We start from the raw sequence: 15,254 nt of genomic DNA, 5'->3' as shown, positions 1-15,254 counted from the left end.
GCTCAGTTTTAATTTGACTGTACTGTAACGATGTCTTTTTGATTTTATTCTTTTTAGTAAATTGTTTTTGTCTAATACCACTTCATGGAATATTGAGGATGGGAAATTTATTACCTTCGGGAAATGCAATGTCGACTTAAATTCGACAATACCACTTGCAACGTTGTTTTTTTGCTTCCTATTAATTGGTATAAATATCTGTGATAAAAATAGATGTAATCGTAGTTTAAAAACTTCGGCTTATTCACTTTTTTTGATTTTTTCTTCGTTTTTTTAAGTATTTCTTGAATATTATTCTGTGGTGGTATTTGTGTAAATATTTTAAATTATTTTAATGATTAATTAAACATGTTTCCAAGACCTCTCAGCTCTGTTCTACTTGCATTCGCCACATCAAATTGTCTAAAAATTGTAGAAATTGGCGACAATTTTAAATAAGAAGAGCGTATTGCCACTACAACCCATAATAGCTGTAGAAAATTTGGCAATAAAAATGGGGACTGAGGTCACAAGCTTTAGTCAAATTAATACTTAGGGAGTTTTTCGACTAGAAGGTAGGGAACAAGATGAAAAAAAGTATGAAATTAGAAGCTGTATTGCGTCCAACAATTTTGGCAGCGTTGGTGGCTGCATCGTTTGGTGTCTCAGCTGCGGATCGTATCGATTTGAGTGCAGGCGCAAGTAATTCCGCAAAAAACAAGTCAATTGTATCGGCGTCAAGTAATGCTTCTGCCCGAGCACACGAAGTGTTGGGCTTGAATGTAGGTGATTTGAAAGCCTTACGCAGTCAAAAGTACGGTAACAAAGTCGTTACTCGTTACGAGCAGTTGCATCAAGGTGTGCCTGTCTGGGGGGAAGTGATTGTTGAACATGCAGACAGTACGCAATCGATAGTCTCATCTTCAGCTCGTTCGTTTCACGGTGCGATGTTGAGTAACTTAACAAATGATATCCCATCTGTTAAGCCTTTGTACTCTGCTACCCAAGCACTTGGTTTATTAAAAAATGCCAAACGCGCTAGCGGTACTTCTAATGAACAAACAAAACTTTTTGTTAAGCAAGCATCAAATGGCGTTGCTAAATTAGTATATCTGACTTCCTATCTCACGATTGCTGCAGACGGAACGCCGAGTCGTCCACATGCCCTGATTGACGCCAACACTGGCGCGGTGTTGGAACAGTGGGAAGGTATTACGCACTTGGACGCTGGCGGCCCAGGCGGGAACCAACGTATTGGCCAATATACATACGGTCCAGCAGGTAGCGGCTCCACTTACGGTCCATTGAATGTGTCTAGCACATGTCAAATGACTAGTCCGAACGTGGATACTTACAACATGAACCATGCGACATCTGGTTCTGGTACTCTGTATAAATTTACTTGCCCAACGAATACATTTAAGACAATCAACGGTGCATACTCTCCTTTGAACGACGGTCATTTTTTTGGCAACGTTGTGTTCAACATGTACCAAGACTGGTTAGGCTTGCGTCCGATCTCCGGCAAATTGCAAATGCGTATTCACTACGGTAACAACTATGAGAATGCATTCTGGGATGGTTCCGCAATGAGCTATGGTGATGGTGGTTCTACTTTCCATCCATTAGTCTCTTTGGGTGTGACGGCGCATGAGGTTAGTCATGGTTTTACTGAACAAAACTCTGGCTTAGTGTACTCAGGTATGTCTGGTGGCATGAACGAAGCGTTTTCAGATATGGCTGGTGAAGCGGCTTCTTGGTACATGCGCGGAACAGGTACTTTTAAAGTTGGTGATGATATCAAAAAAGGTTCTGGTGCTATGCGCCATATGGATAATCCAGAACTCGACGGTATCTCAATCGGTCATGCAAGTAAGTTCACAAGCAGCATGGATGTTCATCATTCTAGCGGCGTCTTTAACAAAGCTTTTTACCTGTTGGCAACTAAGTCTGGTTGGACAGTGCGTAAAGCATTTGAAATTATGGCGGATGCGAATCGTTTGTATTGGACTGCAAACAGCACCTTTAATCAAGGCGCATGCGGTGTAGAAAAAGCAGCGATCAATCGTGGTTACGCGGTGGCTGATGTGACTGCAGCATTTGCTTCCGTTGGTGTCACAGGTGGCTGTGGTGGTACAACGCCTCCTCCAACCGGTGGTGTGTTGACTAAAGATGTCGCAAAAACCTTCTCTGCTGCTACCGGACAAAGCGCGGCGTACACTTTTGTAGTGCCAACTGGTGCGACGAATTTGACGTTCAAAATGACTGGTGGTACTGGTGACGGTGATCTGTATACGAAATTGGGTTCTGCGCCAACAACGACTTCTTACTTGGCAAAATCTGATGGTTCTACAAATGCAGAAACCATTACTATTGCAGCGCCAACAGCGGGTACTTACCATTTATTGGCAAATGCCTATGCAGCAGTAAGTGGTGCATCAATTGTAGCTAGCTATCAAACTGGCACAACGCCTCCAACTGGTAATGTCTTGGTAAGCGGTGTTGCTCAAAGTGTTGCTTTGGCGAAAAGTGCATCTAAGGTCTACAGTATCGTGGTTCCGTCAGGCAAAACAAGCTTGACATTCACTTTGTCTGGCGGCACTGGCGATGGTGATTTGTATGCGCGTATGACTACGGCACCTACAACTACTAGTTACACGAAGAAATCTGACGGTTCTACGAATACAGAAACGATCACATTCAGCGCACCAGCGGCTGGTACTTACTACTTATTAGTGAATGCTTATGCAGCAGTAAGCGGTGCAAGTGTAAAAGCGGTAGTGCAGTAATCTGTGGACGGTCTATAGCGAGTAATAATTAGACAGATGTGATTTTGTATCTGTCTAATAGCGACAATTTACTCCTGTGACTTTGGATCAGATTGTTTAGATCAAAAAAGCCGTCGACAAAATCGACGGCTTTTTCGTTGTTTGCGACCCGTCCTGCAATAGATTGATAGCTTTCTTCGTGATCGGAAGAGGTATCAATGAAATCAAACTAATTCAGGAGTCAAAGTGATTACAAGCTGGTGTTAAATGATTTTGATAATGTAGCTTTTCATTTTAAACCTAAGCGCCATAGTGACGTCACCTCAGCCTTGCGTGCTTGATGTAAAGGGTCGTCTGTATCGCGACTTTTTGCATGTTGTGGACGAATGTCCATTTTAGCGATAACACTAAGACCACCGGTGTCTATCCATGTCCAGAAATCTTGTGTACTGCGTAAGCCTAAGTGTTCGGCAAGATCAGACATAATCAACCATGCTTCTCCTGTTGGCTCCAAATGATTTGCTACTCCAGCCAGGAAACTGCGTAGCATACGACTCTCTGGGTCATAAATTGCATGTTCAATTGCCGCATTGGGTCGGGCTGGAATCCAAGGGGGATTGCACACAATTAACGGCGCACGTCCTTCAGGAAATAAGTCCGCCCTGATTAAGTCTACCTGTGCCGATAGCGCTAATCTTTGAAGATTGTCAGCCGCGCAGCTTAAAGCGCGCGGATCTTGATCGGTGGCGATGATTTTTTGGATGCCACGCTTAGCCAATACTGCTGCAATTACGCCAGTGCCAGTACCAATATCGAAGGCTAATGTGGTCGAAGGTAGTGGGGCTTTCGCTAATAATTCTAAGTATTCACCGCGTACTGGGGAAAATACGCCGTAATAAGGATGAATTTTTGCATTCAATGCAGGAATTTCCACGCCATTCTTACGCCACTCATGGGCACCAATGATGCCCAATAATTCGCGTAAAGAAACTGCAAAAGCTTGTTCTACTTTGCCATAAGCCTCGTCACAAGCTTGCTTGATATCAGGTGCTCGTCGTAAAGGAATAGAGAAATCAGCGTTAACAGGGATAATGAGCATTGCTAATACACGTGCTCGTTGTGCTTGTGCCTGTCGATGTAAGTGAAATATTTGTGCGCCAATTGTTGCCGGTGCCGAAATCTTTTTTGCTTTTGTAGGTTTTTTATCGATTCTTCTCGCAATTGCTTGCAATAGGTTTTTCGCATTCTGAAAATCACCACGCCAGAGCAAAGCGGTTCCCTCACACGCCAAACGATAGGCGCTTTCTGCGTTCATGGTGTCGTCTGCGATCTGTACTCGCTTGGGTGCTGGGCTACCGTTTTCAGAATGCCAGATTAAGCTATGTGTTTCTTGATTTTCTATCCAGTTGATTACTGGCGATGGGGAATTCATGTGAAATACCTGTTCGATGAATAGTGCAAATTTTGTGAGGAAGTTTGCACATGTACTGCTGTGATGGTGATTGATTAGTCGGCAGTGTAACAAATCAAGCGGAGGAATAGAAAAAAACTGATGTCCCCGAGTTGCATCGAAATTTTGAAAGTTTGACTTGGCTGAGGCAGTTTTAACAGAGGGGGAAGTAACTTCTGAAATTTTTCTGATTTCTCGATAACTTCAAACAAATTCACATTTCGAGAAGTGGTATTAGCGTTTTAAAGTACACCATTAATTTGTGGTCGATTAACTTGGACTAAAACCGCTGAGGTCAATTGACTTTGAGAATCCATCTGATGCTTGTCCTATATCCCCTGCGAATCAAATGCAACATAGATTAAGCCCATGATGTTTCATGTGACACTTGCGCTTAATGTAAATAAAAACGTTTTTAAATAAGCGTTTTAAATAAATGCGAACAATATGTGCACATGTAAATTACAGTTTATTGGAAAAAAAGGTACAGCGTGAGTGCACTGTACCCTTATAGTGATTTTCATTCACCGTGTTCCTATGAACGTGTACTTAGTTGGCGCGTGTCACAGATACAATCAACACAGGTGTTGTTGGCAGATTTTCTAGCCCCCCATATGTGGTGGTTGGTACGACTTTGATCTTGTCGACGATATCCATGCCAGCGATGACACGTCCAAAGACGGCATAACCACCACCGTTGGTATCTAATAGAATATTGTCCTCAACATTGATGAAAAATTGTGCCGTTGCAGAATCAAATACATTGGTACGTGCCATTGCAATGGAACCGCGCACATTGCTCAGGCCCTTATTTACCTCTAGCTGTATTGGTGCATAAGTGGAAGATTGAACAAGGCTTGTGGTAAAGCCACCACCTTGGATCATAAAGTTACTGATGACACGATGAAAAATTTTATTACTATAAAATCCGACATCGGTATAACGTAAAAAATTAGTGACGGTGATTGGCGCTTTCTCAGGATTAAGCTCAACTAAAATATCTCCCATCGAAGTACTGATTGTTACTTGCGGTATCGGCTGTGGATTTCTTAAATCCAGTGCGCTGTCCGTGATACCGATTTCATTTATCGCAGCGGAGATATCGTTCGGTTTTACCATGCCTGCGATTTTCATTCCCCTTGTGATTGACTCACTTCGCGTATTGTAATTTAGACCTTGTTGGATAGAAAAGTAAGTGCCGACGATCACTTTGTTATCTAGCAGATCCGCGACCCAGCCGTACTCAGTATCATTTTTAAAACTATGAGCCGCATTGATAATGTCACGAATCAGATTTCCGCGAGATTTGCCACCGCTATTGATTTCAGAGGACCAGTATTCAAGACCACCTTGATCGACTTCATCGCGCCCCAAGACGTTTTTATAAATTTTCCGTATAAACTCTTCGGTATTCATATTCGCCGAATACCCCGTGTCTGCCGGTGCTTCAATTGCAGCGGTATAGAAATTGTCAGCCAGTTGCTCTATCGTCCGACCAGCCTTAATTGTTTCTATCCAATAAATCATTCCTTCTGCATCTGGTACTCGATTAAAGAAGGCAATGTAAAGCTCAATGAGCATATTTAAATCATGCCGTGCAATCGTTTTAGATTTATCCCCGGCTAAAAGATTGACGGTAAAGTCATTGAATTTGATGACGGTTTGGCTTGAGGATAAATTCGTTACGCCACCAGCGATACCCTTGTTTACCAGCGAAAATCCTAAGCTACTGCGCTTAATTGCATACACATTTCGAGATGCATCAACAGTGGTTGTATCGGCAGGCGCCGCACTTGGTGGACTGCTTAAGGCAATAGAGTTTGATTCGACTTCATTATTACCACCACTACAGCCGCTGAGTGTGAGAGCAAGCCCTAAAACTATACTCGCCAATAACGCATCTTTTTTTATGAATTTCATCGCAGTTAGTCCGTATTAAATTGACTTAAAACAGGCATTATAGCGATGAAATTAGGTGACTTCTCAAGAAATGAATTTGAACCTTCAGTATTGTCTTGAAGTGACTTCTTTTGTTATTTAAGAAACAAAGTGCCAAGTTAAGCTAATTAAGAAATGTTTCCGCGTTTATGGCTTCTGTATAAGTGACGGGTAAAGGAATTTTTCTACGGCTAAATATGCAAATAATTAATTAGTCGTTAGCCATATCTTTTTGTTGGCATGATGACTCAATATCCCCAAGGTGTTTGAGGGATTCCAACTGGCTTTGTGAGATCGAAATTTACTCGGAATTCACGTCCTTCCCGTGTTAAACGATAACTAAAACTAGTTGGATAAATAAATATTTGCCAAACATTGGTGATTGACTGAGCACCGCCTAAGCGAGCAAATAATTCTTTCGAATACTGATCCGCAGGGAAGGATTGTACGTTATTCCAGCCTGCATCCAGCGTATGTCCGCCATACATAGTTTGTGCATCATGACTACCGTCGGCGTGGCGGTGGTCGTGCTTGAGTGAGAGGCCGGAGCCAGTTTTTGTAATGATCCACGTGCGCGAATGATTGTCGCCTACATGAAATGGAATCTGCAATTGCGTATCGGTACATTTGCGTACGTGCATCACAAGTCTTCCTTCGAAGCCTTCAGATTTTGGATTGTCAACAGCGACTTTTCCTTCAAAAGCTTTGCCACATAGTTGGCGCAGTTGATCGAAGAACGCATCATGTGTAGAGATGGAGACCAGTGGTGCTTCTTGTTTGACTTGCGCTTGCACTAAGCTAGCTTGTCCGACGAAGAAAGTAAGTAGCGCAGGTAAGAAGTAGTTTTTCATATTTTTATTTAATAGCATAATTTGATGTTGATCGAGTATTTACATGCAGCCCCATGCAGCACTGATGACGCTAATTGCAGCGAGCCCGGCGGTTTCTGTTCTGAGTACGCGTGGTCCCATGCTCAACATGATTGCGCCTTGTTTGATCGCGAGTTGCTCTTCACTATCGGAGAACCCGCCTTCAGGTCCAACCATGATGGTCAATGCTTGCGCCGGATGATGTCTGGTCCAATCAAACAAAGACTGATCGGCACGTGGAGATAGCAGAATTCGTTTGTGCATATCCTGTTGCATCAACCATTTTTGCACATCGACCAGCTCAGCCAGATGGGCTACGCGCTTACGGCCGCATTGTTCTGTGGCGCTTTGTATGATGCCTTGCCAGTGCTGTTTTTTCTTCTCCGCACGTTCTGGATTCAATTTAACCACGCTGCGTTGTGCCGCCAACGGTTGAATATGGTTGACGCCAAGTTCGATGGCTTTTTCGATGATCCAATCCATTTTTGACGCTTCTGGTAATGCTTGCGCGAGGCTTAAATTGAAAGCTAATTCGACTTCCTCTGGCAAAAAAACTTTGACTTCGGCACTGACCTGTTTTTTGTTGATCGATGTGAGCGTTGCTAGGTAGCTACCACCCTCACCATTAAAAAGTTCGACATGCTCACCGATGTTTAAACGTAATACAAAAATATGATGAGCAGTATCAGCAGGCAGATCAATTTGCGCGCCGATAGTCAGTGGAAGAGGGCAGAAAAAACGAGACATGAGATGTTTTTGAATAGGTTAGCTTAAAGGATTAAATCAATAAGATTGGCAGGCCGCGTTCAGTATGCCCATTCCTAAACTCAAAGCGCCTAAGAAAATACCAGATGCTAGCTTATTGTTTGGTACATCCTTGACGAGGTCGGGTAATAAAATCCGGGCAATGACAAAGGCCAGTAATTGTATGACCAAAGCAATCGCACTCCAAATCAGCATATCAGGCAAATCGACGCTATGTGCAACTGAGGATGCTAAGGCAATGCAATAACCTAAAACCGCGCCTGATAAGCTGGCCGAGGCGGCGGTATTGCCTTCGCGGATTAAGGCAATTTCCTTGTAGGGAGTGATGCGAATATAAATCGCGATAAAGACAAATAAAAATGCCAGTGCCGAACCAAAGTGGCTTATAAAAGCAGGGAAGCCATAGGCTAAAAATTGTGCGCTCATGATGTACTTTCTAATCCGTAGTAGATGTTTGTTTGATGGTGTAATTCAGTCGAAAAATTAGTCGATAAAATAATGTGGGACAAAGCGGCTGGTATTTTTTGTAATCAAAGTTTCGTCTTCTCGTATGCCTATGCCTGCAGCCTCATCGCCAACCACCCAAGAACCAATCGAGGTATATGCAGGCGTAATGCCATCATCAAATTTGGGTTGTGGTGCATAGGCTTGATAGATAAATCCTTCTTGTCCGTATTCGCCTTCAGTATGCATGACATTGCCATCAGCATAGATGGAAATGTTTTCTCCTTCGCGTGATAGCAAAGGTTTCTTCACAAAATTGCCGCTAATGCGCCATGCTTCTGCGTAGGCTGGCAATAGATTGGGGTGATCGGGAAATAATTCCCAAAGCACTGGCAAAATGGCTTTGTTAGATAAAAGCATTTTCCATGCAGGTTCTATGATGCGGGCAGGGCGGCTTAGTAAATGGGTGGCGAATTGTTCTCGACATAACCATTCCCAAGGATAGAGCTTGAATAAGTTCTCTATTTTTACATCATTGTCATCGACTAATTCTGCATTTGCTTCGTCCCAACCCAGATCGCTAATGCTATTTTGTTTGGTCGCAAATCCAGCTTGAATTGCCGTATCACGCAAATAAGATAGATTGCCGATATCCTCTTCGCTATCTGCGCAGACAAAATGCAACACACCTTTGCCATCAAACTTCTTCCATTGATCGATTAGCTTTTCGTGTAATGAATTAAATTGATCGGCGTTGGGATGGACATCTTGCAACCAATACCATTGCGCAACTGAGGACTCGACCAAGCCAGTTGGCGTGTCGGCGTTGTACTCCAACATTTTAGGTGCACCAGTGCCGTTCCAGCTTAAATCAAAACGGCCGAATAGCGAAAATTCTTTGTCGCGCCAGCTTTCTTCGACTTGTGACCAGAAAGCTTCTGGGATCGCAAAGCGTTCGATCTGTCCTTGACGAATGACATGATCAACAGCTTGCAGGCTCATTTGGTGCAGGTCTATGGTTGCTTGTTCTAAGACGTCAATTTGTGCTGCGCTGAAGCGATAAGCGTAGCGTTCGTCCCAGTACAAGCCATCAATTGAGTGATAGCTAAACCCCAGATCTTCGAATTGTCGTTGCCAGTTCGAACGTGGCGTTAATGATTCACGAATCATGTGCTTTAGCCTCCGCCAGAAAAGCCACGTGAGCTTGATCCAAATCCGCCGCGACTGACGCTGCGCGTGATGCTGCGGCTGACCGCACGATCACTCAATTGCGAACCGCTACCCGTAAAGCGACTACCAAGAATATTGCGTTGGGCGACATCACGTTGCCCTTCGTAATAACTAGGTCCCCAATAGCGTCCGCTGTAAATGTAGCCACCAGAGGTGTTGCCTGTATTTGCTATCGCATTACTATTCGGTGGTGCTGGTTGTGGTTGGCAAGGATCTGTGCTTCCCCAATCTTCTTTGCAATCTTCCAGATTTTTATATTCATCGCGCACACTGGCGAGATTGTTTGTTTCACCACCGCAGCCAGTTAGGCTAACCACTGCTGCAGAGGTTGCGAGAACCAGTGGCAGTGTTTGCGAACTGCGGCGTTTATGTTTTTGGATTGTGCTCATGAGCACTCCTTTTTCTCTTCGAGGAAATTAGATTTGAGTTGACTCGTTATTGTAATGTGCCGATCTTGGCTTGTGATGGTGTTCCTTATTTTGTTTTACCGTTGTTGGCTGCCTGTTGTTTCTTGGTTTGTGTTAGCTTTTTCTGCTGCAAATCAGCTAGCAAATAAGCTGACGTGTCGCGCCGCACCGTAGAACTGCAATTGAGAAATGCCTTGTGCATCTAATCTATCTTGAATCGTCGCTTGATCAAGATTTTTGGGGAGCGATGTCGTTGATGTCGTCTGTGATTTACCCGCAATCGCCATTCCCCACATCGCGCCATACAGTGGAATAAAAACGGAGTAGGGGCTGACTGTATCAAACACATTTTGAAGACGTGTAAGCGTAGTTTGATAGCGCGCTTGATGGTAAAACTCACTACCCAAATGCAATACAATCAAACCGCCGTAATTTAGTCGTGCAAAACAAGTGCGGAAGAATGCTTCGCTCATGCACGACTCTGCTAAATTGCTGCCATTTGGCGCAATCGGATCGGTCAGATCTAATAAAATTAAATCGTATTGTTCTTGACGGTTTTGGATGAAAGCAAAGCCATCGGTATGAATGATGTTGAGCTTGGGTGAGTCAAACGCATTCTTATGAATTGCCGTTAAATGCTGTCGCGAGAGCGCAATGACTTGTTCATCAATTTCACATAGCGTGATGTTTTGTATGCTGGCATATTTTAATAATTCTTCGGTCGAGCCACCGTCGCCGCCACCGATGATCAATGCCGTTCGTGGATTGCCATGCGTAATGGCGGCTGGGTGTACTAGGCATTCGTGATAGTAGAATTCATCTTTTTCTGAAGTCATCATGGCGCCGTCGATGCGCATGATTTTGCCGAACTCCGGTGTGTCCGCAATTTGTATCAGTTGATAAGGGCTTTGGACTTCTGCCAACACGCAATCAATTTGCGTTTGCATCGTTGTGTATGGACTTAAGTATTCTATTGCTTGAATTGGTTTATTTACTGCTGGCAAACCACGTTGCAATGCTTGACGTGAAACCTGTTGTGGCTGAAAAACCGTGATTAATTGATCGACGATGTCACGTGCTTTTGCGCTATTGTCGTTTTCAAAATTGCAGACATACACATCCAGCGTCACTGCTTGTCGCTCAGGCCAGGTATGAATGGCGACATGCGATTCGGCCAAAAGCAGGGTGCCAGTCACCCCTGCAGCACTGCCATCGGCATATGTAAATGCATGAAATTTCTCGCCGACGATGGTTAAACCTGCTTGCATCGTGAGTTGACGAACTAATTCGCTTAAGCGTTTTTCTCCGAATAATAGCGTGGGATCGCATTGACAATCAAAGCAATCCGCGGTGAGGTGCAAACCTTCCATAAATCCGTCTAAAAATGATGTGAAAGTCGCAATTGTATTCTGTGACGCGCTGCTCTGGTAAAATAACGGACTTTATAGAATGAAACGATAGTGTTAGTGCAATATATTTGACTGACACTTGGGATAAACCCCATTTTGTTCTCCTGCTCGATTTTATAAACTTATCTCCTCTGCCGCTATGACATCCACTTTCCAGCCTGCAATTAGTTCTAAGATGGCCAATGCAATTCGCGCATTGTCTATGGACGCTGTTCAAAAAGCCAACTCTGGTCATCCAGGTGCACCAATGGGGATGGCAGAAATCGCAGTGGCATTGTGGGCGGGTCACTATCGCCATAACCCGACGAACCCAAAGTGGGTCAATCGTGATCGTTTCGTTTTGTCGAATGGTCATGGCTCGATGTTGCATTATTCCTTGTTACATCTGACAGGCTACGATTTGCCTATGTCTGAGATCAGTAATTTCCGCCAATTGCATTCTAAAACGGCAGGTCATCCAGAAGTCCACATCACACCGGGCGTGGAAACGACCACAGGTCCACTCGGTCAAGGCATCACGAATGCTGTCGGTATGGCTTTGGCAGAAAAATTGTTAGCTGCAGAATTCAATGTCGATGGCGCGAATATCGTTGATCACCGCACTTATGTCTTCATGGGCGATGGCTGCTTGATGGAAGGTATTTCGCACGAAGCTTGTTCTTTGGCGGGTACATTGAAGTTGAATAAATTGACGGCATTCTGGGATGACAACGGCATTTCGATTGATGGCCACGTAGAAGGTTGGTTCACTGACGACACGCCAGCACGTTTTGAGTCTTACGGTTGGAATGTGATTCGTGCGGTGGATGGTCATAATGTCGATGCCGTGAATCAAGCGATCATCGCGGCCAAAGCCTCGGATAAGCCGACGCTGATTTGCTGTCGCACGATCATCGGTAAAGGCTCACCGAATATGCAAGGTACGCACAATGTGCACGGCGCGGCCTTGGGTGATAAGGAAGTTGCGGCAGTACGTGCGAATATTGATTGGAACTATCCACCGTTTGAAGTGCCGGCCGATGTGTATAGCGCATGGGATGCAAAAGCCGATGGCGCAAAAGATGAAGCCGAATGGAATGCAGCATTTGCCGCGTACAGCGCTGCACACCCAGCGAAGGCCGCAGACCTGACACGTCGTATGAACAATGTTTTGCCAGCGAATTTTGATGAAGTCGTGAAAGCAGCGATTGCTAATACAGTCGAGAAAAAAGAAACGATTGCGACACGTAAAGCCAGTCAAAATGCGATTCAAGCTTTTGCGCCAAGCTTGCCAGAATTCCTCGGCGGTTCTGCAGATTTAACGGGTTCGAATCTGACTAATTGGAAAGAGTGTGTTGCCGTTCGCGCCAACCAAGCGGGTAACCATATCAACTACGGTGTACGTGAATTCGGTATGAGCGCGATCATGAATGGTATTGCTTTGCATGGTGGTTACTTGCCATTCGGCGCAACTTTCCTGACCTTCTCTGATTACAGCCGTAATGCGATTCGTATGGCAGCGTTGATGAAAATCCGTACGCTGTTCGTGTTCACACATGACTCTATCGGTCTGGGTGAAGATGGCCCTACGCATCAATCTGTTGAGCATATCTCCAGCATGCGTTTGATTCCCAATCTGGATAACTGGCGTCCATGTGATACGACAGAATCGACAGTGGCTTGGGCAGAATCTATCAAGCGAGCTGATGGTCCATCGACTTTGATTTTCTCCCGTCAAAATTTGCCGTTCCAAGAACGCAGCGCACAGCAAATCGCGGATATCGCACGTGGCGGTTATATTTTGCAAGACGCACCTGATGCGAAAGTCGTATTGATTGCTACTGGTTCTGAAATTGAATTGGCGGTGAAATCTGCCGCAGAATTAGCTACGCAAGGGATTGCAGCGCGTGTGGTGTCTATGCCTTCAACTGACGTATTTGATCGTCAAGATAAAGCATACCAAATGAGTGTGTTAGGCAAAGGTTTGCCACGCGTGGCGATTGAAGCTGGCGTGACAGCGTTCTGGCATAAATATGTAGGCTTAGAAGGTGCGGTGGTTGGTATCGATACTTTCGGTGAATCTGCACCCGCAGGTGTTTTGTTTAAATACTTTGGCTTCACGGTTGAGAACGTGGTGGCAAAAGTGAAATCTGTTTTGGCTTAAGTCAGTTTATTTTGACCACGCGCAAGTGATCCATACTCAATATGAATAAAATCAAGGAAATCCAATTACGTCGTGCCACAGTCGCCGATGCGGAAGCGATCGCAGCAATACGCATCGAAGGCTGGCGTACGACTTATCGTGGCATGATTCCTGATAGCTATCTCAATGAAATGGACATGAACGAAAACGTCTTGCACTGGCGTACGATTTTGCAGGCATTGCCGGTCAAAGAAGACAGTTTGTGCGTCTATGTCGCAGTGAGTGAAGACGAAATTGTTGGCTTTGTCTCCGCAATGAAATTGCCAGAAGCGAAGTTGGATAAAGATGGCGAAATCAATGCCATTTATATACGTCCACAATGGCAGCGTTGCGGCATAGGCAAACGCATGTTGCACAAAGCAGCTCGTTCCTTACAAGCGATGGGCTGCACCAGTTGCGTGATTTGGGTCATTGATGGCAATTCCCAAGCACGTAATTTTTACGAAGAGCTCGGTGGAGAGATCCTCATCGAGCAAGATTTTAGCTGGGATGGATTGGACCTGACCGAAGTGGGTTACGGTTGGAGTGATTTGAATGTGATGATGGCATCGGCGGATGCAATGCCATTTCCGAAAGCGCTTCAGTAAATTTTCGGTCAAGTTGGAAAAGCTTTTAACCGTAGAGGCGCGGAGTACGCTGAGTTCTTTTACCTAATGCTCGGCGTACTCTGCGCCTCTGCGGCGAGATGTTAAGATTTTTTTGTGTTTTATTTTTTGTTGCTGTTTGTCTTTTTGGAGATTGAACCATGACGATTCGCGTCGCAATTAACGGCTATGGCCGTATCGGTCGTAACATCCTTCGTGCACATTACGAAGGTGGTAAGTTTAAAAATGAAATTCAAATTGTTGCGATTAACGATTTGGGTAACGCAGAATCTAACGCGCACTTGACACGTTACGATACAGCCCACGGTAAGTTTCCTGGTACGGTAACAGTCGAAGGCGACACTATGATCGTCAACGGCGACAAGATCAAAGTATTTGCTGAACGTAATCCAGCGAATATTCCATGGGGTGAATTGAATGTGGACGTCGTGTTGGAATGCACAGGCTTCTTTACGACAAAAGAAAAAGCGTCTGCCCATTTGGCTGGCGGCGCAAAGAAAGTCATTATCTCTGCACCAGGCGGTAAAGACGTGGATGCAACGATTGTTTACGGCGTGAATCACGGCGTGTTGAAAGCAACTGACACCGTCATCTCTAACGCTTCTTGCACAACGAACTGCTTAGCACCATTGGCAAAACCATTGAACGATGCCATCGGTATCGAAAGTGGTTTGATGACAACGATTCACGCTTACACCAATGATCAAGTATTGACAGACGTGATGCATGAAGACTTGCGTCGCGCACGTTCTGCAACGATGAGCATGATCCCAACCAAAACTGGCGCAGCTGCCGCGGTTGGTTTGGTCTTGCCAGAGTTGAACGGTAAATTGGACGGCTACGCAATGCGCGTACCGACCATCAACGTTTCTGTAGTTGATCTGACTTTCATCGCTAAACGCGACACGACAGTGGAAGAAATTAATAAAGTATTGAAAGAAGCATCTGAAGGTGCTTTGAAAGGTATTTTGGATTACAACACAGCACCATTGGTCTCAGTTGACTTCAACCACAACCCAGCGTCTTCTACATACGACGAAACATTGACGAAAGTAAATGGTCGTCTGGTGAAAGTATCCAGCTGGTATGACAACGAGTGGGGATTCTCCAACCGTATGTTGGATACGACTGTTGCATTGATGAGTGCGAAGTAATTTGAATATCGTCAATATTGCCGCATAAAGTAGTGACAAGAGCCTCGAACTTTC

12 protein-coding genes are annotated in these 15,254 nt (G+C 44.7%); 4 read left to right on the top strand and 8 right to left on the bottom strand.

Annotated features, from left to right (window positions below; translation table 11 throughout):
- Positions 1–578 precede the first annotated feature (578 nt).
- Complete coding sequence (locus H8K33_RS06165) at positions 579–2,768, top strand: M4 family metallopeptidase (protein WP_222613311.1); 2,190 nt, start codon at positions 579–581, stop codon at positions 2,766–2,768.
- A gap of 268 nt (positions 2,769–3,036) precedes the next feature.
- Here the strand turns inward: H8K33_RS06165 and H8K33_RS06160 are convergent, their stop codons facing one another.
- From H8K33_RS06160 to speE, 8 genes are all read right to left on the bottom strand, one after another.
- The gene (locus tag H8K33_RS06160; RefSeq protein ID WP_186890112.1) at positions 3,037–4,179 is read right to left on the bottom strand and encodes a methyltransferase; all 1,143 of its coding nucleotides are present in this window, start codon (positions 4,177–4,179) and stop codon (positions 3,037–3,039) included.
- 567 nt (positions 4,180–4,746) lie between these two features.
- Entirely contained in the window at positions 4,747–6,117 is a 1,371-nt protein-coding gene (locus H8K33_RS06155; protein ID WP_186890111.1) for a peptidylprolyl isomerase, read from the bottom strand.
- A gap of 266 nt (positions 6,118–6,383) precedes the next feature.
- Positions 6,384–6,986 (bottom strand): hypothetical protein, encoded by a 603-nt coding sequence (locus tag H8K33_RS06150; protein WP_222613310.1) that lies wholly within the window; start codon positions 6,984–6,986, stop codon positions 6,384–6,386.
- Positions 6,987–7,025: 39 nt separating this feature from the next.
- Positions 7,026–7,751, bottom strand: a complete 726-nt coding sequence (locus H8K33_RS06145; protein WP_186890110.1) for a 16S rRNA (uracil(1498)-N(3))-methyltransferase — start codon at positions 7,749–7,751, stop codon at positions 7,026–7,028.
- Between the two features lie 36 nt (positions 7,752–7,787).
- Positions 7,788–8,195 carry a DUF350 domain-containing protein gene (locus H8K33_RS06140; RefSeq protein ID WP_186890109.1) on the bottom strand — a complete coding sequence of 136 codons (408 nt, stop codon included), beginning with the start codon at positions 8,193–8,195 and terminating at the stop codon, positions 7,788–7,790.
- A 57-nt stretch (positions 8,196–8,252) separates the two neighbouring features.
- A complete protein-coding gene (locus H8K33_RS06135; RefSeq protein ID WP_186890108.1) occupies positions 8,253–9,383 on the bottom strand; it encodes a glutathionylspermidine synthase family protein in 1,131 nt (376 codons plus the stop codon).
- 5 nt (positions 9,384–9,388) lie between these two features.
- Positions 9,389–9,832: a hypothetical protein gene (locus tag H8K33_RS06130; RefSeq protein WP_186890107.1), complete on the bottom strand. Its 444-nt coding sequence runs from the start codon at positions 9,830–9,832 to the stop codon at positions 9,389–9,391.
- Positions 9,833–9,984: 152 nt separating this feature from the next.
- Positions 9,985–11,220 (bottom strand): polyamine aminopropyltransferase, encoded by a 1,236-nt coding sequence (gene speE, locus H8K33_RS06125; protein WP_186890106.1) that lies wholly within the window; start codon positions 11,218–11,220, stop codon positions 9,985–9,987.
- A 178-nt stretch (positions 11,221–11,398) separates the two neighbouring features.
- Here speE and tkt point away from each other — a divergent pair, with 178 nt between their 5' ends.
- The 3 genes from tkt (at position 11,399) to gap (ending at position 15,200) form a co-directional block, all read left to right on the top strand.
- Positions 11,399–13,402, top strand: coding sequence for a transketolase (gene tkt / locus H8K33_RS06120; RefSeq protein WP_186890105.1), 2,004 nt, complete (start codon positions 11,399–11,401; stop codon positions 13,400–13,402).
- A gap of 41 nt (positions 13,403–13,443) precedes the next feature.
- On the top strand, positions 13,444–14,028 hold the full coding sequence (locus tag H8K33_RS06115; protein WP_222613309.1) for a GNAT family N-acetyltransferase: 585 nt from the start codon (positions 13,444–13,446) through the stop codon (positions 14,026–14,028).
- A gap of 158 nt (positions 14,029–14,186) precedes the next feature.
- Positions 14,187–15,200 carry a type I glyceraldehyde-3-phosphate dehydrogenase gene (gene gap, locus H8K33_RS06110; protein WP_186890104.1) on the top strand — a complete coding sequence of 338 codons (1,014 nt, stop codon included), beginning with the start codon at positions 14,187–14,189 and terminating at the stop codon, positions 15,198–15,200.
- The last annotated feature ends 54 nt before the right edge of the window (positions 15,201–15,254 follow it).

The sequence above is a fragment of the Affinundibacterium amnicola genome, assembly GCF_014284275.1.
Classification (GTDB): domain Bacteria; phylum Pseudomonadota; class Gammaproteobacteria; order Burkholderiales; family Burkholderiaceae_D; genus Undibacterium; species Undibacterium amnicola.
This window is presented reverse-complemented; position numbering and strand designations above follow the sequence as displayed.

Excerpts from the sequence above, each read along its gene's own strand:
- H8K33_RS06160 (WP_186890112.1), bottom strand. The coding sequence starts at position 4,179 with ATGAATTCCCCATCGCCAGTAATCAACTGGATAGAAAATCAAGAAACA.
- H8K33_RS06140 (WP_186890109.1), bottom strand. The coding sequence starts at position 8,195 with ATGAGCGCACAATTTTTAGCCTATGGCTTCCCTGCTTTTATAAGCCAC.
- H8K33_RS06145 (WP_186890110.1), bottom strand. The coding sequence starts at position 7,751 with ATGTCTCGTTTTTTCTGCCCTCTTCCACTGACTATCGGCGCGCAAATT.
- H8K33_RS06155 (WP_186890111.1), bottom strand. The coding sequence starts at position 6,117 with ATGAAATTCATAAAAAAAGATGCGTTATTGGCGAGTATAGTTTTAGGG.
- speE (WP_186890106.1), bottom strand. The coding sequence starts at position 11,220 with ATGGAAGGTTTGCACCTCACCGCGGATTGCTTTGATTGTCAATGCGAT.
- tkt (WP_186890105.1), top strand. The coding sequence starts at position 11,399 with ATGACATCCACTTTCCAGCCTGCAATTAGTTCTAAGATGGCCAATGCA.
- gap (WP_186890104.1), top strand. The coding sequence starts at position 14,187 with ATGACGATTCGCGTCGCAATTAACGGCTATGGCCGTATCGGTCGTAAC.
- H8K33_RS06130 (WP_186890107.1), bottom strand. The coding sequence starts at position 9,832 with ATGAGCACAATCCAAAAACATAAACGCCGCAGTTCGCAAACACTGCCA.
- H8K33_RS06135 (WP_186890108.1), bottom strand. The coding sequence starts at position 9,383 with ATGATTCGTGAATCATTAACGCCACGTTCGAACTGGCAACGACAATTC.
- H8K33_RS06150 (WP_222613310.1), bottom strand. The coding sequence starts at position 6,986 with ATGAAAAACTACTTCTTACCTGCGCTACTTACTTTCTTCGTCGGACAA.
- H8K33_RS06115 (WP_222613309.1), top strand. The coding sequence starts at position 13,444 with ATGAATAAAATCAAGGAAATCCAATTACGTCGTGCCACAGTCGCCGAT.
- H8K33_RS06165 (WP_222613311.1), top strand. The coding sequence starts at position 579 with ATGAAATTAGAAGCTGTATTGCGTCCAACAATTTTGGCAGCGTTGGTG.